23 protein-coding genes, 4 pseudogenes and 1 riboswitch are annotated in these 21,956 nt (G+C 72.0%); of the genes and pseudogenes, 13 read left to right on the forward strand and 14 right to left on the reverse strand.

The genetic code is table 11. The features are described from left to right. Positions 1 to 13: 13 nt before the first annotated feature. On the forward strand, positions 14 to 1,042 hold the full coding sequence (locus ACFZDC_RS28310) for an NAD-dependent epimerase/dehydratase family protein (protein ID WP_391328325.1): 1,029 nt from the start codon (positions 14 to 16) through the stop codon (positions 1,040 to 1,042). A 51-nt stretch (positions 1,043 to 1,093) separates the two neighbouring features. Here the strand turns inward: ACFZDC_RS28310 and ACFZDC_RS28315 are convergent, their stop codons facing one another. The 8 genes from ACFZDC_RS28315 to ACFZDC_RS28350 form a co-directional block, all read right to left on the reverse strand. Further along, positions 1,094 to 2,689 (reverse strand): alpha/beta fold hydrolase, encoded by a 1,596-nt coding sequence (locus ACFZDC_RS28315; RefSeq protein ID WP_391328327.1) that lies wholly within the window; start codon positions 2,687 to 2,689, stop codon positions 1,094 to 1,096. 114 nt (positions 2,690 to 2,803) lie between these two features. Then, positions 2,804 to 3,586: an urease accessory protein UreD gene (locus ACFZDC_RS28320; protein ID WP_391328329.1), complete on the reverse strand. Its 783-nt coding sequence runs from the start codon at positions 3,584 to 3,586 to the stop codon at positions 2,804 to 2,806. Further along, the gene (ureG, locus tag ACFZDC_RS28325) at positions 3,583 to 4,260 is read right to left on the reverse strand and encodes an urease accessory protein UreG (RefSeq protein ID WP_391328331.1); all 678 of its coding nucleotides are present in this window, start codon (positions 4,258 to 4,260) and stop codon (positions 3,583 to 3,585) included. The genes ACFZDC_RS28320 and ureG overlap by 4 nt, the downstream gene beginning before the upstream one ends. 20 nt (positions 4,261 to 4,280) lie before the next feature. Beyond that, on the reverse strand, positions 4,281 to 4,955 hold the full coding sequence (locus tag ACFZDC_RS28330; protein WP_391328333.1) for an urease accessory UreF family protein: 675 nt from the start codon (positions 4,953 to 4,955) through the stop codon (positions 4,281 to 4,283). Continuing rightward, the gene (locus tag ACFZDC_RS28335) at positions 4,955 to 6,676 is read right to left on the reverse strand and encodes an urease subunit alpha (RefSeq protein WP_391328335.1); all 1,722 of its coding nucleotides are present in this window, start codon (positions 6,674 to 6,676) and stop codon (positions 4,955 to 4,957) included. The genes ACFZDC_RS28330 and ACFZDC_RS28335 overlap by 1 nt, the downstream gene beginning before the upstream one ends. Beyond that, a complete protein-coding gene (locus ACFZDC_RS28340) occupies positions 6,669 to 6,980 on the reverse strand; it encodes an urease subunit beta (RefSeq protein WP_391328337.1) in 312 nt (103 codons plus the stop codon). Before ACFZDC_RS28340 ends, ACFZDC_RS28335 begins: the two co-directional genes overlap by 8 nt. A gap of 12 nt (positions 6,981 to 6,992) precedes the next feature. Then, a complete protein-coding gene (locus ACFZDC_RS28345; RefSeq protein WP_093479411.1) occupies positions 6,993 to 7,295 on the reverse strand; it encodes an urease subunit gamma in 303 nt (100 codons plus the stop codon). Between the two features lie 220 nt (positions 7,296 to 7,515). After that, positions 7,516 to 7,794, reverse strand: a complete 279-nt coding sequence (locus ACFZDC_RS28350; protein ID WP_391328340.1) for a type II toxin-antitoxin system prevent-host-death family antitoxin — start codon at positions 7,792 to 7,794, stop codon at positions 7,516 to 7,518. 1,495 nt (positions 7,795 to 9,289) lie between these two features. On the opposite strand from ACFZDC_RS28350, the gene ACFZDC_RS28355 reads away from it, so the two are divergent. The 3 genes from ACFZDC_RS28355 (at position 9,290) to ACFZDC_RS28365 (ending at position 11,281) form a co-directional block, all read left to right on the forward strand. Continuing rightward, complete coding sequence (locus ACFZDC_RS28355; protein ID WP_391328341.1) at positions 9,290 to 9,925, forward strand: ATP-dependent Clp protease proteolytic subunit; 636 nt, start codon at positions 9,290 to 9,292, stop codon at positions 9,923 to 9,925. A 7-nt stretch (positions 9,926 to 9,932) separates the two neighbouring features. Next, positions 9,933 to 10,241, forward strand: coding sequence for a hypothetical protein (locus ACFZDC_RS28360; RefSeq protein ID WP_391328343.1), 309 nt, complete (start codon positions 9,933 to 9,935; stop codon positions 10,239 to 10,241). Between the two features lie 339 nt (positions 10,242 to 10,580). After that, a riboswitch (cyclic di-AMP (ydaO/yuaA leader) is annotated at positions 10,581 to 10,804 on the forward strand. Between the two features lie 3 nt (positions 10,805 to 10,807). Then, on the forward strand, positions 10,808 to 11,281 hold the full coding sequence (locus tag ACFZDC_RS28365) for an NlpC/P60 family protein (RefSeq protein WP_391328345.1): 474 nt from the start codon (positions 10,808 to 10,810) through the stop codon (positions 11,279 to 11,281). 7 nt (positions 11,282 to 11,288) lie between these two features. Here the strand turns inward: ACFZDC_RS28365 and ACFZDC_RS28370 are convergent. Beyond that, positions 11,289 to 11,724: pseudogene (locus ACFZDC_RS28370) on the reverse strand (LysE family translocator); the annotation flags it as partial. 381 nt (positions 11,725 to 12,105) lie between these two features. Continuing rightward, positions 12,106 to 12,564: an ATP-binding protein gene (locus tag ACFZDC_RS28375; RefSeq protein WP_391328347.1), complete on the reverse strand. Its 459-nt coding sequence runs from the start codon at positions 12,562 to 12,564 to the stop codon at positions 12,106 to 12,108. A 212-nt stretch (positions 12,565 to 12,776) separates the two neighbouring features. On the opposite strand from ACFZDC_RS28375, the gene ACFZDC_RS28380 reads away from it, so the two are divergent. Both ACFZDC_RS28380 and ACFZDC_RS28385 read left to right on the forward strand, forming a co-directional pair. Next, positions 12,777 to 13,637, forward strand: a complete 861-nt coding sequence (locus tag ACFZDC_RS28380) for a Scr1 family TA system antitoxin-like transcriptional regulator (protein WP_391328349.1) — start codon at positions 12,777 to 12,779, stop codon at positions 13,635 to 13,637. A gap of 9 nt (positions 13,638 to 13,646) precedes the next feature. Then, complete coding sequence (locus ACFZDC_RS28385) at positions 13,647 to 13,871, forward strand: DUF397 domain-containing protein (protein ID WP_391328351.1); 225 nt, start codon at positions 13,647 to 13,649, stop codon at positions 13,869 to 13,871. An 81-nt stretch (positions 13,872 to 13,952) separates the two neighbouring features. Here the strand turns inward: ACFZDC_RS28385 and ACFZDC_RS28390 are convergent, their stop codons facing one another. Beyond that, positions 13,953 to 15,080, reverse strand: coding sequence for an aminotransferase class I/II-fold pyridoxal phosphate-dependent enzyme (locus ACFZDC_RS28390; protein ID WP_391328353.1), 1,128 nt, complete (start codon positions 15,078 to 15,080; stop codon positions 13,953 to 13,955). Between the two features lie 147 nt (positions 15,081 to 15,227). Between ACFZDC_RS28390 and bioB the strand changes: the two genes are divergently transcribed. The 4 genes from bioB (at position 15,228) to ACFZDC_RS28410 (ending at position 19,298) form a co-directional block, all read left to right on the forward strand. Then, on the forward strand, positions 15,228 to 16,436 hold the full coding sequence (gene bioB / locus ACFZDC_RS28395) for a biotin synthase BioB (RefSeq protein ID WP_391328354.1): 1,209 nt from the start codon (positions 15,228 to 15,230) through the stop codon (positions 16,434 to 16,436). Further along, the gene (locus ACFZDC_RS28400) at positions 16,429 to 17,718 is read left to right on the forward strand and encodes an adenosylmethionine--8-amino-7-oxononanoate transaminase (RefSeq protein WP_391328356.1); all 1,290 of its coding nucleotides are present in this window, start codon (positions 16,429 to 16,431) and stop codon (positions 17,716 to 17,718) included. The genes bioB and ACFZDC_RS28400 overlap by 8 nt, the downstream gene beginning before the upstream one ends. 1 nt (position 17,719) lies before the next feature. After that, positions 17,720 to 18,436 carry a dethiobiotin synthase gene (gene bioD, locus ACFZDC_RS28405; protein WP_391328358.1) on the forward strand — a complete coding sequence of 239 codons (717 nt, stop codon included), beginning with the start codon at positions 17,720 to 17,722 and terminating at the stop codon, positions 18,434 to 18,436. 169 nt (positions 18,437 to 18,605) lie between these two features. Beyond that, a complete protein-coding gene (locus ACFZDC_RS28410; protein ID WP_391328360.1) occupies positions 18,606 to 19,298 on the forward strand; it encodes a methyltransferase domain-containing protein in 693 nt (230 codons plus the stop codon). On the opposite strand, the gene ACFZDC_RS28415 is transcribed toward ACFZDC_RS28410, so the two are convergent. The 3 genes and pseudogenes from ACFZDC_RS28415 to ACFZDC_RS28425 all read right to left on the reverse strand — a co-directional run. Continuing rightward, positions 19,299 to 19,673, reverse strand: a complete 375-nt coding sequence (locus ACFZDC_RS28415; protein WP_391328362.1) for a fic family toxin-antitoxin system, toxin component — start codon at positions 19,671 to 19,673, stop codon at positions 19,299 to 19,301. 4 nt (positions 19,674 to 19,677) lie between these two features. Further along, positions 19,678 to 19,920, reverse strand: coding sequence for a toxin-antitoxin system HicB family antitoxin (locus ACFZDC_RS28420; RefSeq protein WP_391328364.1), 243 nt, complete (start codon positions 19,918 to 19,920; stop codon positions 19,678 to 19,680). A 47-nt stretch (positions 19,921 to 19,967) separates the two neighbouring features. Further along, a pseudogene (locus ACFZDC_RS28425) lies at positions 19,968 to 20,216 on the reverse strand (ATP-binding cassette domain-containing protein); the annotation flags it as partial. A 69-nt stretch (positions 20,217 to 20,285) separates the two neighbouring features. Between ACFZDC_RS28425 and ACFZDC_RS28430 the strand changes: the two are divergent. The 3 genes and pseudogenes from ACFZDC_RS28430 to ACFZDC_RS28440 all read left to right on the forward strand — a co-directional run. Next, positions 20,286 to 20,408 (forward strand): annotated as a pseudogene (locus tag ACFZDC_RS28430) (ABC transporter ATP-binding protein); the annotation flags it as partial. 87 nt (positions 20,409 to 20,495) lie between these two features. After that, positions 20,496 to 20,756, forward strand: a pseudogene (locus ACFZDC_RS28435) (FtsX-like permease family protein); the annotation flags it as partial. 80 nt (positions 20,757 to 20,836) lie between these two features. Beyond that, complete coding sequence (locus ACFZDC_RS28440) at positions 20,837 to 21,724, forward strand: TIGR03621 family F420-dependent LLM class oxidoreductase (RefSeq protein ID WP_391328366.1); 888 nt, start codon at positions 20,837 to 20,839, stop codon at positions 21,722 to 21,724. The last annotated feature ends 232 nt before the right edge of the window (positions 21,725 to 21,956 follow it).

A 21,956-nucleotide genomic window follows, 5' to 3' on the forward strand; every position in this document is an offset into this window, starting at 1 on the left:
CTAGGGTCGCCGTATGAAACGCGCTGTGGTGATCGGAGCGAGTGGGCAGATCGGCCGTCCGACGGTGGACGCGCTGGTGCGGGACGGCTGGGAGGTGACGGCCGCCTCGCGGGGCGGTGGCCGGGACGAGGCGTGGGGCGAGGGGGTGCGGGCGGTCCGGCTGGACCGTTCGGACGACGCTGCGCTCGCGGCCGTGGTGGGCGACGGCTGCGACCTGGTGGTCGACGTTGTGGCTCACGGCGCCGGTCACGCACGGCAGTTGACGGCCCTCGCGGGCCGGATCGGCTCGGCGGTGGTGGTCTCCAGCGTGAACGTCTACGAGGACGGCAAGGGGCGGGGCTTCGACACCCAGGGTGAGCCGGACGGCTTCCCGGTCTATCCGGTCCCGATCGCGGAGACCCAGCCGACGGTGGCGCCGGGCGAGGCGACCAACAGCACCCGCAAGGCCGCCCTGGAGCGTGAACTGCTCGCGGCCGGGGCTGGGTTGCCGACGACCCTGCTGCGGGCGGGGGCCGTGCACGGGCCGTACAGCCCGCTCCCGCGCGAGCTGTACTTCGTGAAGCGCAACCTCGACGGGCGGAGGGAGCGGGTGCTCGCGTACCGGGGAGAGAGCCGGTTCCATCCGGCGAGCGCCCGCAACATCGCCGAACTGGTCCGGCTGGCGGCGGCCCGGCCCGGGTCCCGGGTGCTCAACGCCTGTGACCCGCAGGCGCCGACGGTCGCCGAAATCGGGGCGGCGATCGACGCGGTCATGGGCGTGGCGACAAAGACCACACTCGTCGACGGACCCCCGCCCGGTGGGACGGTGGGCTCGACTCCGTGGTCGGTGCCGCTGCCGGTCGTCCTCGACATGTCCGCCGCCGAGCGGGAGCTGGGCTACCGGCCGGTGGTGTCGTACGCGGACAGCCTGCCCTCGACGGTGCGTTGGCTGACCGGCGCACTCCACGACCGGGACTGGCGGGAGTGCTTCCCGCTGATGGCGCGGGCGTATCCGGACGTCTTCGACTACGCCGCCGAGGACGCCTGGCGGGCGGGCGCATGACGAAGGGGCGGCCGGAGAGTCCGGCCGCCCCCGGTCGCCGTACCGGAGCGGCTACGGCTTGGGCGTGGCGTGCGGCGCGCAGGTCACGTCGGAGGTGTCCAGCTTGCCGTCGATCAGGTAGGCGTCGACCCGCTCGTTGATGCACGGGTTGACCAGGCCGGTCACGCCGTGGGAGCCCGCGTCCTTCTCGGTGATCAGGCGGGATCCCTTGAAACGCTTGTGCAGTTCGACGGCGCCCTCGTACGGGGTGGCCGCGTCCCGGGTGGACTGCACGATCAGCACCTTCGGCAGGCCCTTGTGGGTCCTGACGTCGACCGGGGTCTGCTGCTTGGCCGGCCAGGTGGCGCACGGCAGGTTCATCCAGGCGTTGGCCCAGGTCATGAACGGGTAGTTCTCGTTGAGCCGGGTGTTGTCCCGGTCCCACTTCTGCCAGCTGGTGGGCCACTTGGCGTCGGTGCACTCGACGGCCGTGTAGACCGCGTTGCTGTTCTCCGCCGCCGCGTTGCCCGCGGTGTCCGTCAGGTCCGGAGTGGCCGCGTCGATGAGCGCCTGGGCGTCACCGGCGTAGTACTTGCTGAACACCGCCGCGACCGTCACCCACGAGGAGTCGTAGTACGGGGCGCTCTGGAAGAAGGAGATCAGCTCGGCCGGGCCGACGACCCCGCCGATGGGGTTCTTCTTGGCGGTGGCGCGCAGCTGGAGCCACTTGTCCTGGACGGCGGCGCGGGTGGTGCCGAGGTGGAAGGCGGCGTCGTTCGCGGCGACCCAGTCCTCCCAGTCCTTCCAGCGGCCCTCGAAGGCGACGTCCTGGCCCAGGTTGGCCTGGTACCAGATGTTCTCGCGCGACGGGTTGACCACGCTGTCCACGATCATGCGGCGCAGGTGGCCCGGGAAGAGGGTGCCGTAGACCGCTCCGAGGTAGGTGCCGTAGGAGACGCCGAGGTAGTTGAGCTTCTTCTCGCCCAGGGCGGCACGGATGACGTCCAGGTCGCGGGCGGTGTTCGGCGTGGTCATGTGGGGCAGCATGGCGCCGCTGCGCTCGGCACAGCCCTGGGCGTACTCGCGGGCGAGCTTGCGCTGCGCGGTCTTGTCGGCCTCGGTGTCCGGTACCGGGTCGGCCTTGGGCGCCTTGACGAACTCCTGCGGGTCGACGCAGGAGATGGGCGCCGAGTGGCCGACGCCGCGCGGGTCGAAGCCGACGAAGTCGTACGCCTTGGCCGCGTTCGCCCAGATGGCGTTCTTGGTGGTGACCCGGCGCGGGAAGCGCAGACCGGAACCGCCGGGACCGCCCGGGTTGTAGACGAGGGCGCCCTGGCGCTCCTTCTCGGTCCCGGTGTTGCCGATGCGGTCCACGGCGAGCTTGATCTGCTTGCCGTACGGGTGGGCGTAGTCCAGCGGAACGCTCACCCAGCCGCACTGGATGGGCTTCTCCAGCCCCCAGTCGGCGGGGCAGTCCTGCCAGTCGATGCCGGCCTTGGCGGCGCGGGCGGCGGCGATCTCGGTGCCCCGGGCCTCGCGGTCACGGCCGTGGCGGCTGTCGGCGCTGGCCGCGGGAGCCGCCACCGCACCGGCGATCAGGGTCGCGGTGACGAGTGCTCCGGCGGAACCGAGCGCCAGCAGGCGGCTCTTCGCTCTGTTGTCCCTCAAGTGGGCCCTCCCCCTACTACTTCGCTACAAGTGGTCAGGCGGGGATCCTCTCCGCTGTGAGCCGTCCGGGAACAGGGGTCGCGGACCTTCTTTACCAATCCGATAAACGGACGATCACATCCCGCTGAGCGGAGCAGCACGAGTGAGCAGGGTCAGCGCCTCGTCCAACTGCCTCCGCAGCGTGAGCGCATCGGGGGCGACGGCGCTGACGAGGACGGCGGGCCCGGCGAGGGGTACCAGCGCGGCGCGCTCCCCCAGCATCCGGGCAGCAGCGGGCTGCTCGGCGAACTCGTGCCCTATGACCACCAGTTGGCCGACCGAGCGATGTCCGGCGAGCACGGCGGGACCGTCCCAGCCGCCCGGTGCACCGGGCCCGCAGGACAGCTCCTGGTCCAGCACGGTCCGGCCCGCGACACGCACCGTGAGCCGGCTGGTGAGCCGCCCGGGTTCCTCGCCGAACCGGCCCAGCACCTGCTCCTCGCGCAGCACGAGCCGTGCCCCGGCGCCGAGTTCGGCCCGGGTGGTGACGTGCAGGTCGCTGTTCCGGGCCGAGATCAGTTGCTCGGGCAGCCAGCGCAGTTCCCCTCCGTCGGCCACGTCGAGCCGTACGTCGTAGCGGGCTTCGCCCTTGGCCTGCCCCGGGAGCGCGATCGTGGCGGCGGTCGAGCCGACGTGCAGCCGGGCGCCCTCCTCCACCCGCGCGTCCACCGAGAAGCGGTCACCGCCGAGCGGGCCGCTCATCGCTCCGACGACCATCACCCGTGCCTCGGAGCCGCTGGCGCGGGTGCGGCGCAGCGCCAGCGGGCCGTCGCCGTCCAGCACGGGCAGCGCCGTACCGCCGCGTCCGTCGGCGCGGGCGACGATCCGCGCGTGTGCCCGGAGGCCGGTCGCCGTCATGCCGTCCACGCCGCGAGCCGCCCCCGCACCCATGCGGCCACGTCCGCGACCCCGGACGCACCGCGCAACGACTGGAAGACGACCGGGAGTTCGGCCCGCTGCGCCTTGGCATCGGCGGCCATCCGGGCGAGGTCGGAGCCGACGTACGGGGCGAGGTCGGTCTTGTTGACGACGAGCAGGTCGGCGGTGGTGACGCCGGGGCCGCCCTTGCGCGGGATGTCGTCACCGCCGGCGACGTCGATCACGAAGATCTGCGCGTCCACGAGCCCCTTGGAGAAGGTGGCGGTGAGGTTGTCCCCGCCGGACTCGACGAGGATCAGGTCCAGCGGCCCGACCGCGTCCTCCAGGTCCTCCACGGCTTCCAGGTTGGCGGAGATGTCGTCACGGATCGCGGTGTGCGGGCAGGCGCCGGTCTCCACGGCCGTGATCCGCTCGGGCGGCAGCACGGCCTCCCGGAGCAGGAACTCGGCGTCCTCACGGGTGTAGATGTCGTTGGTGACGACGGCCAGGGACAGCTCGTCGCGCAGAGTCCGGCACAGCGCGGCGACGGTCGCGGTCTTCCCGGACCCGACGGGCCCACCGAGCCCGATCCGCAGTGCGCGGCGCATGCCGTCGGGGCGGTGCGCGTCGGCGCCGACGGCGGCGGGGCCGTGATGGGTGTGGTCGAGGTGCATGTACGGCTCCTATGTCTCAACTATGACGCGAACAGACGTACGGGCCAGGTCGCGTGCCACTCCGCACCGATCTCGAGCAGCGGCCCGGACGCGGCCGGCAACGCGTCGGCCCCTTCGTCGAGCGCGTTCCGCGCCGCTTCGACCGCCGCATCCGCGACGCGATCCAGCTCCGGCGCCAGTCGAGCCAGTACACCGGTCGCGTCGAACGGATCGAGGCTCAGGAGGCGAACCGTGGCCGTCGCGGGCCCGCTCACGCTCTCGTACGCCGCGCAGTACGCCGCGTCCTCGGGCCCCAGCCCGGCCGACCGGGCGGCGAGGCCGAGCACGACCGGCTGGTGCGCCCCCTTGGGGAACTGCCGTGCCAAGGCGTCCAGTTCGCCGGACGGCCAGCTCGCACGCGCGGCCCGCATCAGCTGCCGGCCGAGCCTGCGCGCGGCGGCCCTCAGCGCGGGTGAGGGTGTACGGGCGTCCGCTGCCGCGTCCAACTCCGCCGGATCCACGCCCAGTACGGCGGCGGCCGCCAGCGCACCCGCGACGAGCCCGGCGGTGTGCAGCCGTCCCCGGCAGAAGTCCTCCAGGCTCGCGGCGCAGGTGATCCGTCCCGCCTTGACGGCGGCCTCCGCCCCGCCGGAGTGCGCGTGCCCTCCGGCCGGGAAGCGGCCGTCGGCCAGGACGAGCAGTGCTGCCCGGGCCATCAGAAGAGGAAGTAGCGCTGGGCCATGGGCAGTTCGGTGGCAGGTGTCGCCTCGACCAGTTCGCCGTCGATGTGCACGGCGAAGCTGTCGGGGTCGATCCGCACCTGCGGACGCGCGTCGTTCTCCCGCATGTCCGCCTTGGTCACCCCGCGCGTCGACTCGATGGCGACGAAGCGCTTGCCCAGCCGCAGCCGCTCCGGCAGCCCGTCCTCGATGGCCAGCGGCGCGACGAAGTTGACCGAGTTGGCGGCCGGTGCCCGTCCGATGGCCCCGTACATCGGGCGGGGCAGGATCGGCTGCGGCGTGGGGATGGAGGCGTTGGCGTCGCCCATCTGCGCGTAGGCGATCTGGCCGCCCTTGATGACGAGGTGCGGCTTGACCCCGAAGAACGCGGGCTCCCACAGCACCAGGTCGGCGAGCTTGCCGGTCTCGACCGAGCCGATCTCGCGGGCGAGGCCCTGGGCGAGGGCCGGGTTGATCGTGTACTTGGCGACGTACCGCCGTACCCGGTGGTTGTCCGCACGCCCGTCACCGGGCAGCGCGCCCCGGCGCCGCTTCATCACGTGCGCGGTCTGCCAGGTGCGCAGGACGACCTCGCCGACGCGGCCCATGGCCTGGGAGTCGGAGGAGATGATCGAGATCGCGCCGAGGTCGTGGAGGACGTCCTCCGCGCCGATGGTGGACGGCCGGATCCTGGACTCGGCGAAGGCCAGGTCCTCCGGTACCGCCGGGTTGAGGTGGTGGCACACCATCAGCATGTCGAGGTGTTCCTCGGCGGTGTTGACGGTGTACGGCCGGGTCGGGTTCGTGGAGCTGGGCAGCACGTGCGGTTCGGAGACGACCGTCATGATGTCCGGCGCGTGTCCGCCGCCGGCACCCTCGGTGTGGTACGCGTGGATACCCCGCCCGGCGATCGCGGCGAGCGTGTCGCCGACGAAGCCGGCCTCGTTCAGGGTGTCGGTGTGGATCGCGACCTGGATGCCGGTGCGGTCGGCGACCGTCAGCGAGGCGTCGATGACGGCCGGGGTGGAGCCCCAGTCCTCGTGCAGTTTCAGGCCGAGGGCGCCGCCACGGATCTGGGAGAGCATCGCCTCGTGCGAGACGGTGTTGCCCTTGCCGAGGAACCCGACGTTCACCGGGTACTGCTCCATCGCCTCCAGCATCCGGGCCAGGTGCCAGGGGCCGGGCGTCACGGTGGTCGCCTTGGATCCCTCGGCGGGTCCGGTGCCGCCGCCGACCAGGGTCGTGATGCCGGCGGACAGCGCCTCGTCGGCGATCTGCGGACAGATGAAGTGGACGTGCGCGTCGATGGCGCCGGCCGTCAGGATCCGTCCGTTGCCGGCGATGACCTCGGTCTCGGGGCCGATCACCAGGTCGGGATGGACGCCGTCCATGGTGTCGGGGTTGCCGGCTTTGCCGATGCCGGTGATCCGGCCGTCGCGCGTGCCGACGTCGGCCTTGACGATGCCCCAGTGGTCGACGATGACGACACCCGTGATGACGGTGTCGGGCGTACCCTCCGCACGCGTGGCGCGCGACTGGCCCATGGACTCGCGGATGACCTTGCCGCCGCCGAAGACCGCCTCGTCACCGGCGAGGCCGGGGCCGCCGGAGCGGTCCTCCTCGATCTCGATCAGCAGGTCCGTGTCGGCGAGCCGGATGCGGTCGCCGGTGGTGGGTCCGAACAGGTCGGCATAGGCGGCGCGGGAGATCTCAGGCATCGAGGGCACCTCCGGTCTCCCCGCGCAGTCCGGGCACGATCCGGGCGCCGTTGAGGGGCACGAGTTCGACGTCGACGGGGATGCCGGGCTCGAACCGCACGGCGGTGCCGGCGGCCACGTTCAGCCGCTTGCCACGCGCGGCGGCCCGGTCGAACTCCAGGCCGGGGTTGGCCTCGGCGAAATGGTAGTGGGAGCCGATCTGGACCGGCCGGTCGGCGGCGTTGAGGACGGTCAGCCGGGTGACCTCGCGGCCCTCGTTGTAGACGACCGGGCCGTCCGCGAAGAGAACCTCTCCGGGAATCATCGCGGAACCCCCTCAGATGATCGGCTCGTGGACGGTGACGAGCTTGGTGCCGTCCGGGAACGTGGCCTCGACCTGGACGTCGTGGATCATCTCCGGGACGCCGTCCATGACGTCGTCCCTGGTGAGGAGCTTGCGGCCGGAGGACATCAGCTCGGCGACCGTGCGGCCGTCACGGGCCCCCTCGAGGATGTGCGACGTGATGAGGGCGACCGCTTCCGGGTGGTTGAGCCTGAGCCCACGGGCCCTGCGCTTCTCGGCCACGTCGGCCGCCACATGGATCAGCAGCCTCTCTTGCTCGTGCGGGGTCAGTTGCACGTCCCACCTCACAGTCCTTGCTCCGGACCGTGCGGGGTCCGGTTGCCGCAGCCACCACGACGGGACAGGTGTCACACGCAGACAAATTGCCCGACGGTGATCAACACGGGCAGAAAATCCCCTGGTGGCGTGGATCGGCAGGCTAGTTCGCCGGAGTTTCAGCGACGTTAACCAGACCTTGATCGACGCATGACCGCGCGATGAGCGCCCCCATACCCCGCTACGAGACGCCGGGCCCCCGGTGCTCGGCCGCGATCCCGAAGCGCTGCCGCTCCCGGGCCGCGGGCGTGACCTCACGGACCCCGGACACGGAACTGACCACCTGCCCCTCGGCCGGCTCGTCGAGGGCGTCGAGCCGCTCCAGGTCGGCGGCCGAGACCAGCGCGACGAGCGGCTTGCCGTGCCGGGTCACGACGACGCGCTCACCGCCGTACACCACCCGGTTGATCAGGTCGGCGAGCTCAGCCCTGGCTTGCGTCACCGGAATCTCGTAGGCCATACGTCTAGCTTACGGAGCGTTCAGGGTGTCCATGAGGTCCAGGGCTGCGGTCGGGAACGAGGTGCGGAGGCGAGTCCGCCCGCTGTCGGTGCGGCGTGCACCGACAGCGGCTATCGCGGGGTTCGGGTCGGCTCGTCCACTCGACGCCCTTGGTATCGGTGAGGGACTTTCGGCCGGTGTAGTGGTCGACGTGCCGCCGGTCGGTGTGCGGCTGCCTGGTGCACCTGGCTCGGCCGCCCTTGTACGGCCCCCAGAGGTGCAGTGGACCGCGGCCGTCCGCGCAGAGGTCGTCGAGGCCGCCTGAGCACGCGGAGAAGCCCCCGCCGCCTGCCGAACAGGGGCGGGGACATCGTCGCTCAGCGTTACAACGCGGGCGCCGGGGTCAGCCCGGCCTCCTTGCCGATCGCGAGCGCTTGCCGGGCCGGCGCCACACACCGTGGCGGCAGCGCGGTTCGGCCGGCCGGGCGAGGGCGTGGGTGGTGCAGCGTGCGCAGTGGATGGGGTCGCCCCAGGTGAGGGGCTGACCTTCAATGTACGTGCGGGCGTTGGATCTGGGTCGTCCGGATCGGCGATCTCGGCGAAACCGCTCATACGCTCCCTGGCGATGTCCCGTGGCGTGGCCGGACAGTCGTGATGCAACAGCGCGGTTCGAAGCCGAGCCCGGCCGCTTCGAGGGCGGTGGCGGCTCGGAGGAACGCGTGGGCTTGGCGAAGGCGCATGCGGTTCCTCCCGTCGAGGGCGGAAAGGCGTGCGGGTCGGAAGTCGCCGCCGGAGAACGCCGTACGAGCTCGCGTTCGTCGTACAGGGTGTCGACGTCGCGGGTGAACTCCTTCCCCGCACCGGTGCGGGGCCAGGCGTTGTCGAGGTCGTTGCGGATCCGCTTGGCCTCCTCGGCGGTGAACTCGTTGTGCGGGTGCCGCACGGGGCCGTGCGGCTGCTGACGTGCGACACCGGGCAGCGCACGCGCGAACGGGCGCCCGGGCGGCACCGCGGTCGCCCTCGCCCCCGTCAGCGCCCAACCGCTCCGCCTCAACACCCCGCCGCCGGAGCCCGAGCCGCGGTCAACCCCCGTCTTCGACGAGGCGCTGTTCGCCCGCGTCCGCGACGACGAGGCCTAGCCGCCCTGCACGGCGCGCGGCATTCGTGCCTGATGCCCCTTGCCGTCAACGGTGTCCCGGACGTCATTCTCGCTGCGTGTGCCGGTCGCCTTTCCGCCAACTTCGCCAAGCGTGTCTACGTCCATCCGAGCCCGGAGGATCTGCGGGCCGCTTCGGATCACCTCGCGCCGCTCTTGGGCTTTGGCGGGGAAGCCGCCACCTGACCGGGCGTGAGCTTCCGTGAGACATCCCTGCTCGCCCACGGCAGAAAAGCGCCTCTGAACTGCGACATCCAGTGGATCACCAGGATGTACGCCCACCGTAAGGCCATGTACGTCCTGTACATTTTTTACAGAAGCGAGGCCGATCGAGGCCCTGTCGCGAGGAGGGGTACGCCCATGACCCGACCGTCCGCCCGTCACGTACTGCCCGAGTTCACCGAGCGCACCGGCACGGGCCGGCGCACGCTGGATCCGTATTCGAAGCTGTTCGAGAACCGGGTCGTCTTCCTTGGGACGCCACTCGACGACACGGCGGCCACCGACGTGATCACGCAGTTCATGCAGCTCGAACACACGGCCCCGGACCGGGACATCACGCTGTACCTCAACTGCCCGGGCGGCTCGTTCAGCGCGATGACGGCGGTCTACGACACGATGCGGTACGTCACCTGTGACGTGGAGACCTACTGCCTGGGCCAGGCCGCCTCGGCGGCCGTGGTACTGCTCGCGGCCGGGGCTCCGGGCAAGCGGTTCACCCTGCCCGGCGCGCGCGTGGTGCTGGAGCAACCCGCCCTGCCCGAACCGGCCCAAGGACAGCCGAGCGACCTCCTGATCCAGGCCGAGGAGCTGGTCCGAACGCGCACGCTGATGGAGGAGATGCTCGTCCGGCACACCGGGCGCACCGCGGAACAGGTCCACCAGGACCTGGAGCGGGACCTGGTGCTGGACGCGCCAGGCGCACTGGCGTACGGCCTGGTGGACGGTGTCGTCCCGAGCCGCAGGGCCACCCCCGGCACCCGGCACGCGGGGTGAGCCGCCGATGCTGCCACCGGAGCTTCCGCCGCTGCCCGCACTGACGCGTGCCGAGGGCGAGTTGATCGACCGTTACCTGGAGGCGGCCGACCTGCTGGGCCGGATCAACCCGGCGCAGTCCGGGGACACCTACCGCGGGCTGCGCGCGGCGCAGGCCCTGGTGCGCAAGGCGGCCGAACTGCGCGACGCGCTGGCCCTGATGCACCAGCGGGGCGAGACGGAGCTGCACGGGGACACGTTGGCACGGGCCTTGCGGGTGTTGGACGGCGAGCGCCGCACCGCGCGCGTCGCGCTCCCGCCCGACTGCGTCGGCTGATCCGGACGCGCGTCCGGCCCGACCGGTCCCTCGTGTCGACGGGCCGTGCGGGCCGGGCTTGAAACGGCCCGAACGACGTACCCCCGACCGGCGTATCTGCGGACCTTTTTCCGGGCCTCCCGACTTGCGCAGCGAAGGGTTCCCAGGCCCGCGAGGAGGTGCTCCGCCCCAGGTCCGGGGCTACGCGCGGGATCTGACGTCGACTCGAACACAGCAGTGTCCACCCGAACGGGTGAGTGGTGAGTAACGCCACAAATCCCCGATTGCGTTGGGATTTTGCGACTCCTGTGAGTGAAGATCCCTGTCTGACGACAAGCCCCCGCCACCGCGGCGGGGCGGTCCGGGCGGACGCCGAGTCCTGCCGCCGCCTGGATGACCGGTCGACAGGAGTGGATCGGCAGGAGTGGAGGACCCAAGCAAGACGGGTCGCCGGGACGGACGTTCGTCGCAGACGGACGGTCGTGCCGAGCAGCCCTTGGGGTGAAGCCGCGGCAACGCGGCCGGGCTACTTCGCCAGCCCGAATCCGACAGGTCATCCTTCACAGGCGGCTGACGAAGGGTTGCGCATGACTGCGCTCAATCGTGTCCCGTCGCTGATGGCCCGTGCCGGTACGGCCTCGGCCCTCACCCTCGCCGCCGTGGGCGGCTCGATCGCGGTTCCGGGCCTCGCCACCGACGCCTCGGCCGCGACCTTGGCGACGAAAGCGCTCCAGATCGCGGCGTCCAAGAAGGGCGCGCCGTACGCCTGGGGCGCCACCGGGCCGCGCCGGTTCGACTGCTCGGGGCTGACGCTCTACTCGTTCAAGAAGGCGGGCAAGAAGCTGCCGCGTACGGCAGCCCAGCAGTACAACAAGACCCACCACATCTCGGCCAACAGCCGCAAGGCCGGTGACCTGGTGTTCTTCCACTCGGGGTCCAGCGTCTACCACGTAGGCATCTACGCCGGGAAGGGCAAGATCTGGCACGCCCCGAGGACCGGGGCCGTGGTGCGGCTGGAGAAGATCTGGACCAGGAGCGTCTGGTACGGCCGGGTCAGCTGACCCTGGCTCAGGGCAGGAGCGGCTCCAGCAGCAGGGCCGCTCCGAGAGCCGTCAGTGCCGCCCCGGTGCCCGCCTGAAGCATGCGGGCGGCCCGGGGCCGGCGCAGCCATCCGCCCAGCCGGTCCACCAGCAGGGCCACCACCTGGAACCACGTCAGGGCCAGCCTGGAACCACGTCAGGGCCAGCGGGCAGACGATCAGCGCGAGCAGCAGTGTCCTGGGCAGGGCGGAGCCGCCGGACGGCACGAACTGGGGCAGCAGGCTGAGGAAGGTCAGCGACGCCTTCGGGTCGAGGGCGTTGGTGACGAAGCCCTGCCGGAGCGGATGCGCGGTCGGCGGCGCCGCCTCGGCGGAGCCGCCGGCGGGCCGCCGTAGCGCCCACAGGGTCCGTACGCCGAGCTGCAGCACGTACGCCGGGCCGACGAGCTCGCTCCGGCGGCGGAGGCGTTCCGTGCCCTGCCGCACGGGGCGTTCGGCCGGGCGGGGCGGACTGGCTGGGCGTGAGGACAGCGGCGGCCCAGGCGTCGGAGGCTGTCAGGCGCCAGGGCCTCTCTTCGAGCACCCGGGCCGGCAAGGCTACGGCCCCCCTGCCTCGGGCGCCGACACGTCACAGCTCCCCCTATGCGAGCGCCGGGCCCCGAGGGACGGTGGTCCGAGCCACCGAACACTCCACCCGAGGAGCCACGTCCGCACACCGCAACGTCCCACCCGAAGAACCACTCCCCCGCACCAACCCCCGCCCGAAGAACCACGTCTCCCACCGCCGCCCCACGCACGCCTCGGGGGCGTACAGCCCCTTCCCCCCGTCCTCTCGCGCCCGGAGGGCTACGGCTCCTGCTGTCCCGCCGCCGTGACCGGCTCGGCCGGGATGCTCCAGGGGAGTTCGATGGAGACCGTCTTGCCGCCCTCGCGGGTGGGGCGGACGCGGAGTTTGCCGCCGCACTCGGCGGTGAGCCAGCGGATGATGACCATGCCACGGCCGTTGTCCTGCTGGACGGCGGCGGGCAGTCTCTTCGGAAAGCGCGGATGGCTGTCCGTGACACCGATGCGCAGGTGTTCGTCACGGTCCAGCGCGATGTCGACCGTGAAGGTGGGTGACTGTCCGAAGGTGTGCTGTACGGCGTTGGTGGCGAGTTCGGAGACGATGAGCCGCACGGTCTCGGCGACTTCGGTGTCCGACGGCAGGCCCCACTCGGCGAGGGTACCCACCACGTAGGAGCGGGCCGCGGAGACCGAGGCTGGATCGCTCGGCAGAGTGACGGATGCTTCCAGATGGTCTGCCATGGCGACGTCGTCCCTTTCCCACGGGACCGCAGTCCGACGAGGAGCGGATGGTTCGAGTACGGTCCCGGACTGGTGCTTCTTCGTCAGACTGCCATCACCGGGCCGGTCGGGGGAGCGATCCACCAGGATATGCATATATCTGTCGCTCAAAGCGGTGAACTCTGCGACGCGAGACCGTATATGGGCGGCCCGGAAGGAGTAAGGAGTACCCCATGCAGAACGGTCCCGCGGTGCGGCGCCGCAAACTGGGCGCCGAACTGCGCACGCTGCGCACCGGGGCAGGGCTCACCAGTGGCGACGCGGCCCGTCTGGTGGGCTGGCACCAGTCCAAGGTGAGCCGCATCGAGACCGGCGCCAGCGGGGTGAAACCGGCCGATGTGCGGTTACTTCTCGATGCCTACGGGGTGAGGGACGCACAACTGCGCGAGTTGTTGATGGTGTTGGCGGGGTCCGAGGAGGCGGGCGGCCGCAGCCGTTGGTGGCACGCCTACCGGGGGATCCTGCCGCCCACCTACCGCGATTTCATCAGCCTGGAGTCGCAGGCGAGCGGGATGCGCACCCTGGAGACCACGGTGGTTCCCGGCCTCCTGCAGACGCCCGAATACGCCCGGGCCGTGACCCGCGCGGTCGTGGCCGGACTGGACGAGGAGCGGCTGGACGCGCTGGTGGAGGTGCGGCTGGCCAGGCAGGACGTGCTGCGCGCGGATCCGCCGCTGGAGCTGAGCGCCGTACTGGACGAGGCGGTGCTCCGGCGCGAGGTCGGCGGCCCCGAGGTGATGGCGCGCCAGCTGGAACGGCTGGTCGAGTCGGCCCGGCTGCCCCAAGTAAGGCTGCAGGTGCTGCCGTTCGGCGCGGGCGCACATGTCGGCCTCACCGGACCTTTCGTTATCTTCTCATTTCCGCGCACTTCTGATCTGGATGTGGTTGTTCTCGACCAGTTGACGAGTAGCCTCTACCTGGAACGGAAAGAAGACCTCAAGGCTTACTCGGAGGCCTTCAACACCCTTCGGATCCACGCCCTTTCACCCGAGGAATCGCTGGAATACATCGCCGGGATAGGTGACGGCGCGTAAGGAGGCACCATGTCAGCACTGCCTCGGAACGTCCCTGCCAGTACGGATCTGCACGACGTGCGATGGCTGCGCAGCAGCTACAGCACCGGAGCGAACAACTGCGTGGAGACGGCCCGGCCGCGCTCCGGCCCCTGGGCCGGACTGCTCGCCGTGCGCGACTCCAAGAACCCGGCCGGACCCGCGCTGCTCTTCTCCCCCGGGAGCTGGGCGGGCTTCACGGCCACGCTCCGCTGATCCCCTTCCCCTACCACCAGACTGACCACTACTGATCAGTTCCGTCCACATTCGTGCGATGCACGGCCGTGTCACGCCGACTCATGGTCGCGTCTCGCCGATCACACGTACAGCGCGTTCGATCTCGGCCCCGGAGAGGTCCGCGCGGGCGGTCAGCCTCAGCCGTGAGATGCCGTCGGGCACGGAAGGAGGACGGAAACAGCCCACGGCCAGGCCTGCCGCACGGCAGTCGGCCGCCCAGCGCACGGCCTGCTCCGGGGACGGAGCCCGCACGGAGACCACCGCGGCGTCCGGACGTACCGCCTCCAGACCCGCGGCGGTCAGGCGTGCGTGAAGCTCGGCGGCCACCGCACGGGCCCGTGCCGCCCGGTCCGGCTCGCGCCGCAGCAGTCTCAGCGCCGCCAGCGCCGCTCCCGCGGCCGCGGGAGCCAGTCCCGTGTCGAAGATGAACGTCCGGGCCGCGTTGACCAGGTGGTCGACGACCCCGGCCGGACCGAGCACCACGCCGCCCTGGCTGCCCAGCGACTTGGACAGCGTGGCCGTGACGACCACGTCCTCGGCGCCCGCGAGACCGGCCGCGTGCGGAGCGCCCCGGCCGCCGTCGCCCAGCACACCGAGACCGTGGGCGTCGTCCACGACCAGCCCCGCGCCGTGCTCCCGGCACGCCTCGGCCAGCGCGGCCAGCGGCGCGGCGTCGCCGTCGACGGAGAAGACGGTGTCGGAGACGACGATCGCCTCCCCCTCGTGCGTGCCGAGCGCCTTGGCCACGGCCTCCGGGTCGGCGTGCCCGACCACCTGCGTGGTGCCCCGGGCGAGCCGGCAGCCGTCGATGAGCGAGGCGTGGTTGCCGGCGTCGGACACGATCAGGGAACCGTGCGGGCCCAGCGCGGTGACCGCGGCCAGGTTGGCGGCGTAGCCGGAGGAGAAGACCAGGGCCGCCTCGAAGCCGCAGAAGTCCGCCAGCTCGCGCTCCAGCTCGGTGTGCAGCTCGGTGGTGCCGGTGACCAGCCGGGAGCCGGTGGAGCCGGCGCCCCAGGTCCGGGCGGCTCCGGCCGCCCCTTCGGTGACCTCGGGGTGGTGGGCCAGGCCCAGGTAGTCGTTGCTCGCCAGATCCAGCAGCGGCGAGTCGGCGGGGCGCGGGCGCAGGGTCCGTACGAGTCCGGCGCGGCGGCGCGCCTCGGCCTGCTCGTCGATCCAGCCGAACGCCATGGGTCCTCCGGGGCTTTTGTAGGTAGCGGACAGACACTAGCGGGACGACCCGCCACCCACGGTGTGGCAATACCCACACGTCGAACTGTCAGTGTTGTGCAAACTCTCCTTGGCCCGGAGCGGCCCCGTAGGACAGGATCGGCTCTCATGGACCTGCTGAACACGCTGGTGGACAAGGGGCTTCGGCGCGAGCTGCCGACCCGCCAGGAAGCTCTGGCCGTACTGGCCACCTCCGACGACGACCTGCTCGATGTGGTGGCCGCGGCCGGCAAGGTGCGCCGGCACTGGTTCGGCCGACGGGTGAAACTCAACTACCTCGTCAATCTGAAGTCGGGCCTGTGTCCGGAGGACTGCTCCTACTGCTCGCAGCGGCTCGGCTCCACGGCCGGCATCCTCAAGTACACCTGGCTCAAGCCCGACGAGGCCTCCCAGGCGGCCGCCGCCGGCCTGGCCGGAGGGGCCAAGCGGGTCTGCCTGGTGGCCAGCGGGCGGGGCCCGACGGACCGGGACGTGGACCGGGTCTCCGAGACCATCAAGGCGATCAAGGACCAGAACGAGGGCGTCGAGGTGTGCGCCTGCCTCGGTCTGCTCTCCGACGGCCAGGCCGAGCGGCTGCGCGAGGCGGGCGCGGACGCCTACAACCACAACCTCAACACTTCCGAGGCCACCTACGAGGCCATCACCACCACCCACACGTACGCCGACCGGGTGGACACGGTGCACAAGGCGCACGCGGCCGGGCTGTCCGCCTGCTCGGGTCTGATCGCGGGCATGGGCGAGACCGACGAGGACCTGGTCGATGTCGTCTTCTCGCTGCGCGAGATCGACCCGGACTCGGTTCCGGTGAACTTCCTGATCCCGTTCGAGGGCACCCCGCTCGCCAAGGAGTGGAACCTCACCCCGCAGCGCTGCCTGCGCATCCTCGCGATGGTCCGCTTCGTCTGCCCGGACGTGGAGGTGCGCATCGCGGGCGGCCGCGAGGTCCACCTGCGCACGATGCAGCCGCTGGCGCTGCACCTGGCCAACTCCATCTTCCTCGGCGACTACCTGACCAGCGAGGGCCAGGCCGGCAAGGCCGACCTTGAGATGATCGCGGACGCCGGCTTCGAGGTGGAGGGCGCCGGCGAGGTCACACTGCCGGAACACCGGGCGGCAGCCGCCGGCGGCGGGTGCGGGTCGCACGACAGTGCCGGGTGCGGGTCGCACGAGAGTGCCGGGTGCGGGTCCGTCTGCGGCTCGCACGAGGGGGCTGACGTGTGCGGTACGGCCGCGGTGCCCGCCGCGGCCGAGCCGCGCACCGACCTCGTCGCCGTCCGCCGCCGGGGTGCCGGAACGGACCTCGCGCCCAATGCCTGACCTGTCCGGCCCCGGCGTGGCCGAGCTGCTGGAGCTGGACCGGCGGCACGTGTGGCATCCGTACGGCCCGATGCCCGGGCGTGCCGAACCGCTCGTCGTGGAGTCGGCGAGCGGGGTCCGGCTGCGGCTCGCCGACGGTTCGGGCGAGCTCATCGACGGCATGTCCTCCTGGTGGTCGGCGATCCACGGCTACAACCACCCCGTGCTCAACGAGGCCGCGCACGAGCAGCTGGGGCGGATGAGCCATGTGATGTTCGGCGGGCTCACGCACGAGCCCGCCGTACGGCTCGCGAAGCTCCTTGTCGACATATCGCCCGACGGTCTGGAGCATGTGTTCCTGGCCGACTCCGGGTCGGTGTCGGTCGAGGTCGCGGTGAAGATGTGCCTGCAGTACTGGCGCTCGCTCGGCCGGCCCGGCAAGCAGCGGCTGCTGACCTGGCGGGGCGGCTACCACGGGGACACCTGGCAGCCGATGTCGGTGTGCGATCCCGAGGGCGGGATGCACGAGCTGTGGACCGGCGTGCTCCAGCGTCAGGTGTTCGCCGAGCCGCCACCGGCGGAGTACGACGCGTCGTACGCCGACCATCTGCGCGATTTGATCGGCCGCCATGCCGGGGAACTGGCCGCGGTGATCGTGGAGCCGGTGGTGCAGGGCGCGGGCGGGATGCGGTTCCACTCCCCCGCGTACCTGCGGGTGCTGCGCGAGGCGTGCGACGCGCACGACGTGCTGCTGGTGTTCGACGAGATCGCCACCGGCTTCGGACGCACGGGTGCGCTCTTCGCGGCGGAGCACGCGGCCGTCACGCCGGACGTGATGTGCGTGGGCAAGGCGTTGACCGGCGGCTATCTGACGATGGCGGCCACGCTGTGCACCGCGCGGGTCGCGGACGGCATCTCGCGGGGCGAGGTGCCGGTGCTCGCCCACGGGCCGACGTTCATGGGCAATCCGCTGGCGGCGGCCGTGGCCTGCGCCTCGATCGACCTGCTCCTCGGGCAGGACTGGCGCTCGGAGGTCGCACGGATCGAGGCGGCCCTGCGCGAGGGCCTCGCTCCGGCCGCGGACCTGCCGGGTGTGAAGGACGTCAGGGTGCTGGGCGCGATCGGTGTGGTCCAGCTCGACCACGAGGTGGACATGGCCGCGGCCACCCGGGCCGCCGTGCGGGAGGGCGTGTGGCTGCGCCCGTTCCGCGACCTGGTCTACACGATGCCGCCGTACGTCACGGGCGACGCGGACGTGGCGCGGATCGCGCGCGCGGTGTGCGCCGCGGCGCGGGAGGGATGAGATGCCGGTACTGGTGATCACGGGGACGGGCACGGAGGTCGGCAAGACGGTCACGACCGCGGCCGTCGCCGCCACGGCGCTCGCGGCCGGGCGTTCCGTGGCCGTGCTGAAGGCAGCGCAGACGGGGGTACGGCCGGACGAACGCGGGGACGCGGACGAGGTCGCCCGGCTCGCGGGTCCGGTGACGGCCACCGAGCTGGCCCGCTATCCGGAGCCGCTGGCCCCGGGTACGGCGGCCCGGCGGGCCGGGATGACCCCGGTGCATCCGCACGAGGTGGCCGAGGCCGCGGCCAAACTGGCCTCCGAGCACGATCTGGTGCTCGTCGAGGGTGCGGGCGGGCTGCTCGTACGGTTCGACGCGGCGGGCGGGACACTGGCGGACGCGGCCCGGCTGCTGAGCGCGCCCGTGCTGGTGGTCGCGGCCGCCGGTCTCGGCACGCTGAACACGACGGAGCTGACGGCTCGTGAACTGCGCTCGCGGGACATGGAGTTGGCCGGGGTGGTGATCGGCAGTTGGCCCGACGCGCCCGACCTCGCGTCCCGCTGCAACGTCATGGACCTGCCGGAGGTCGCCGGCGCACCGCTGCTCGGCGCGCTGCCCGCCGGAGCGGGGGCGCTTGCTCCCGCCGTCTTCCGCGCGGCGGCACCGGGATGGCTCGCGCCGCGACTGGACGGGGCCTGGGACGCGGAGGCGTTCCGCCTCCGGGAGGCTCCCTGACGGACCTTCCGGCCCGGGACGACAGGCTTGGGCCCAAGGCCCGGGGCACGTGGGCGGGGCCGAAGGGGATGCGGCGGCCGCCGCTTCCGCGCCTGAGCGGTCGCGGCGGGGGTGGGACGGGGTTTCCGGGGGGACAATCACCGTAGGCCCGACCGTCCGGGAGGTTGCCATGCGCTTGTTGTCGGCCGGTTCCGGCACTGTGGCGCGGAGCCCCGTCCACCATCCGCTCTTCGCCCGCTACTACGCCCGGCTCAGCGTGGGCGCCGAGACCCGGCTCGGCATGGCCGGGAGACGCGAGCGGCTGCTCGCCGGGCTGTCCGGGCGGGTGATCGAGATCGGCGCCGGCAACGGTCTGAACTTCCTGCACTATCCGGGGACCGTCGCGGAGGTCGTCGCGATCGAACCGGAGCCGCTGCTCAGGAAGTTGGCCCTGCAGTCGGCCCTGCGCGCCCAGGTGCCGGTGGATGTGGTCCCGGGAGCGGCGGAGGCGCTGCCGGTGAAGAGCGAGGCCTTCGAGGCGGCCGTGCTGTCGCTGGTGCTGTGCAGCGTGCGGGACGTGGCGCGGGCGCTGGGCGAGGTACGGCGGGTGCTCAAACCGGGCGGCGAGGTGCGGTACTTCGAGCACGGGCGGGGCGGCGGCCGGGTGATGACGCTGACCCAGCGCGCCCTGGACCGGACGCTGTGGCCGACGCTGAACGGCGGCTGTCACCTGTCCCGGGACCCGGTGGCCGCGCTGCGCGAGGCCGGGTTCGAACTGGGCCCGCACCGGCGGGTGCTGGTCCCTGGGCGAGGCCCGAAGCTGCCCACCTCCTACTGCACGTTCGGCACCGCATGGCGGCCCGAGGAGCCGGCCGAGCAGTGATCACGAGCTCCAGCGGCGCAGCTCCCGGGCGATGTCGTCGATGCCCGCCTCGCCGCTCTTCACCAGCCGGGCGAGGTCGCGGACCTGCTCGGGTGTGGTGACGACCTTCAGGCCGCTGGCGACCAGATAGGCGTAGGCGACGGCCGAGGCGAACAGCGCGTTGGAGCGTTCCAGCGCGGGCACGTGGACGAGCAGCTGGAGCAGTGCGGCGGCGCGGGCGTGCGGGGTGTCGTAGACGGGCACGCCGAATATCTCGGCCCGGTGGCGGGCGACGGCGGCGACCAGCGCGCCCCAGTCGGTGACCTGCGGGTCCCCCGGTGTCCTCCGTTCGGCGAGCATGAGCAGCCAGGCGAGGTCGATGCTGAGATCGTCCAAGGGATCAGCTGCGGCCTTCGCCGGAGTCGGTGCCGCGCGCCTCGGCGAACTCCTCGGCGAACACGGACTCGTACTGCTTCATGAAGTCGGCGGCGGCATCCACGAAGGCGCGGCCGGCCTCCCCGGCGTCCTGTCTCACCAGCTCTTCGATGTAGCGGTTGACGCTCATGCCGCGGGCCGTCGCGCGCTCACGGGCCGCGCGGGCGGTGTCCTCGTCCACGCGCACGTTCAGCTGGGTCTTCGCCATGCTTCGACGCTAGCGCCGAAGTGCTAGCAACGGCAAGGACGGGCGGCCCCGGCCGGAAGGTGCCCCGCCGAGACGCTGTCCAGGCCCGCCAGACAGTGCATCAGCGTGGACTTCCCCGAGCCCGAGGGGCCCACCACGGCGGTGAACCGGCCGCGCGCGATGTCCACGTCCACCGAGTCCAGGGCGAGCACGGTGGTCTCGCCCGAGCCGTAGGCCTTGGTCAGCCCGCGGGCGCGGGCCGCGGTCCCGTCGCCCGGTGCCCGGCCCGGTGCGCGCTCCGCAGCTGGTGTGGACAAGGCCGCCTCCCGGTCGTCGACTCCCTCGTTCGGCCGAGACTAGGGTGACCCGCCCCACAGCCGGTATCCCAGGTCTGGCTCGGCGACACGGAGATAACCGGGCTGAAGGACCGGGAGCCGACCCGGCTGCGGCGCGACCGGATCGGTTTCATGTTCCAGTCGTTCAACCTCATTCCGACCCTGAGCGCGGCCGGCCCGAGCAGCGCGTACACGAGACAGAGCGGGACGGCGATCTGGTCGTGCACGAGCTCCTTGTAGTCGGCCTGGTCGCGGGACGATCGTCAGCTGCGGCGGATGATCCGGCTGGAGTCGGTGGTGATCGCCGTGTTCGGCGCGGTCCTGGGCCTGGGTCTCGGGCTCGTACGGGGTGTGTGCACCCAGCAGGTCCTCGCGCTGCAGGGCATGGCCGCACTCGCGATCCCCTGGGGCACGATCGTCACGGCCGTGATCGGGTCGGCCCTCGTGGGCATCGTGGCGGCCCTGCTGCCGGCACTGAGGACGTCCCGGATGACCGTGCTCGCGGCGATCGCGCACGAGTGACGGAGCCTTCCGGTGAGCATGCCGCGGGCGTGATGGAATCGGAGGTACCGGCCCAAGACACGTGCCTGCGAGGAGAGTTCATGCCGCGTCCGTTCCGTTTCGGAGTCAACCTGCTCACGCCCTCGCCGGCCGCCGAGTGGCGGGCCACGTGCCGTCGCGCCGAGGAGCTCGGGTACGACGTGATCCTGGTCCCCGACCACCTCGGCACGGTCGCGCCCTTCCCGGCTCTGGTGGCGGCCGCCGCGGCGACGGAGCGGCCCAGGCTCGGCACGTTCGTGCTCAACGCGGGCTTCTGGAATCCGGCGCTGCTGGCCCGCGAGGTGGCGGCCACCGACGCGCTCACCGGTGGCCGGCTCGAACTCGGCCTCGGGACCGGCTACGTGCAGTCCGAGCACGAGACGGCCGGGTTGCCGTTCGGCTCCCCGCGCGAGCGGGTGGACCACCTGAGGCACACGGTCGAGGAGCTGGACCGGCTGCTCGGTTCCCGAGACCATCAGCCCCGTCCGGCTCAGGAGCGCGTGCCGCTGCTGATCGGTGCCAACGGCGACCGGATGCTGCGGCTCACGGCCGAGCACGCGGACATCGCGGCCTTCACCGGGGCCCGGCCCGGGCGTGCCACGGGGACGCTCGAGCCCCTGACCGCCGAGGAACTGGACGAGCGGGTCACCCGGTACCGCGCGTCGGCGGCGGGCCGGGCGGAACCCGCCGAGCTGAACCTGCTGCTCCAGCTCGTGGCCGTCACCGACGATCCGGAGCCCGTGCTCGAGCCGCTGCTGGAACGGCAGCCCCAGCTCACCCTGGAGCAGGCGCTGGCCCTGCCCATCGTGCTGGTCGGCCCCCTGGACGACGTGGTTGCGCGGGTGCGGGCGCAGCGGGAGCAGTTCGGCTTCTCGTACCTGACCGTCCTGGAGCCGTACATGGAGGCGTTCGCGCCGGTGATGGCCCGGCTGCGGGAGGAGTCCGCGTGAGGGGATTCCCCGGCCGGAGCACTCCCCCGTGATGGGTGGTCCCATGATCGGGGGCCCCGGCTCCTCATACGCCGAGCACCGGAGGCCGCCCACCCACACCAGACACCGGGCCCTCGGGGATGCGGCAAGCACGTTTCGTCGGGGGCGCCCTGCGGGACACGGCTCAGCAGGGCGGGGAAACCAGGCAAACCGTTCGGGCCGCCATCACGATGGGTGTGGACGCCACCCGCGG

The sequence above is a fragment of the Streptomyces sp. NPDC007905 genome, from assembly GCF_042959345.1.
Classification (GTDB): Bacteria; Actinomycetota; Actinomycetes; order Streptomycetales; family Streptomycetaceae; genus Streptomyces.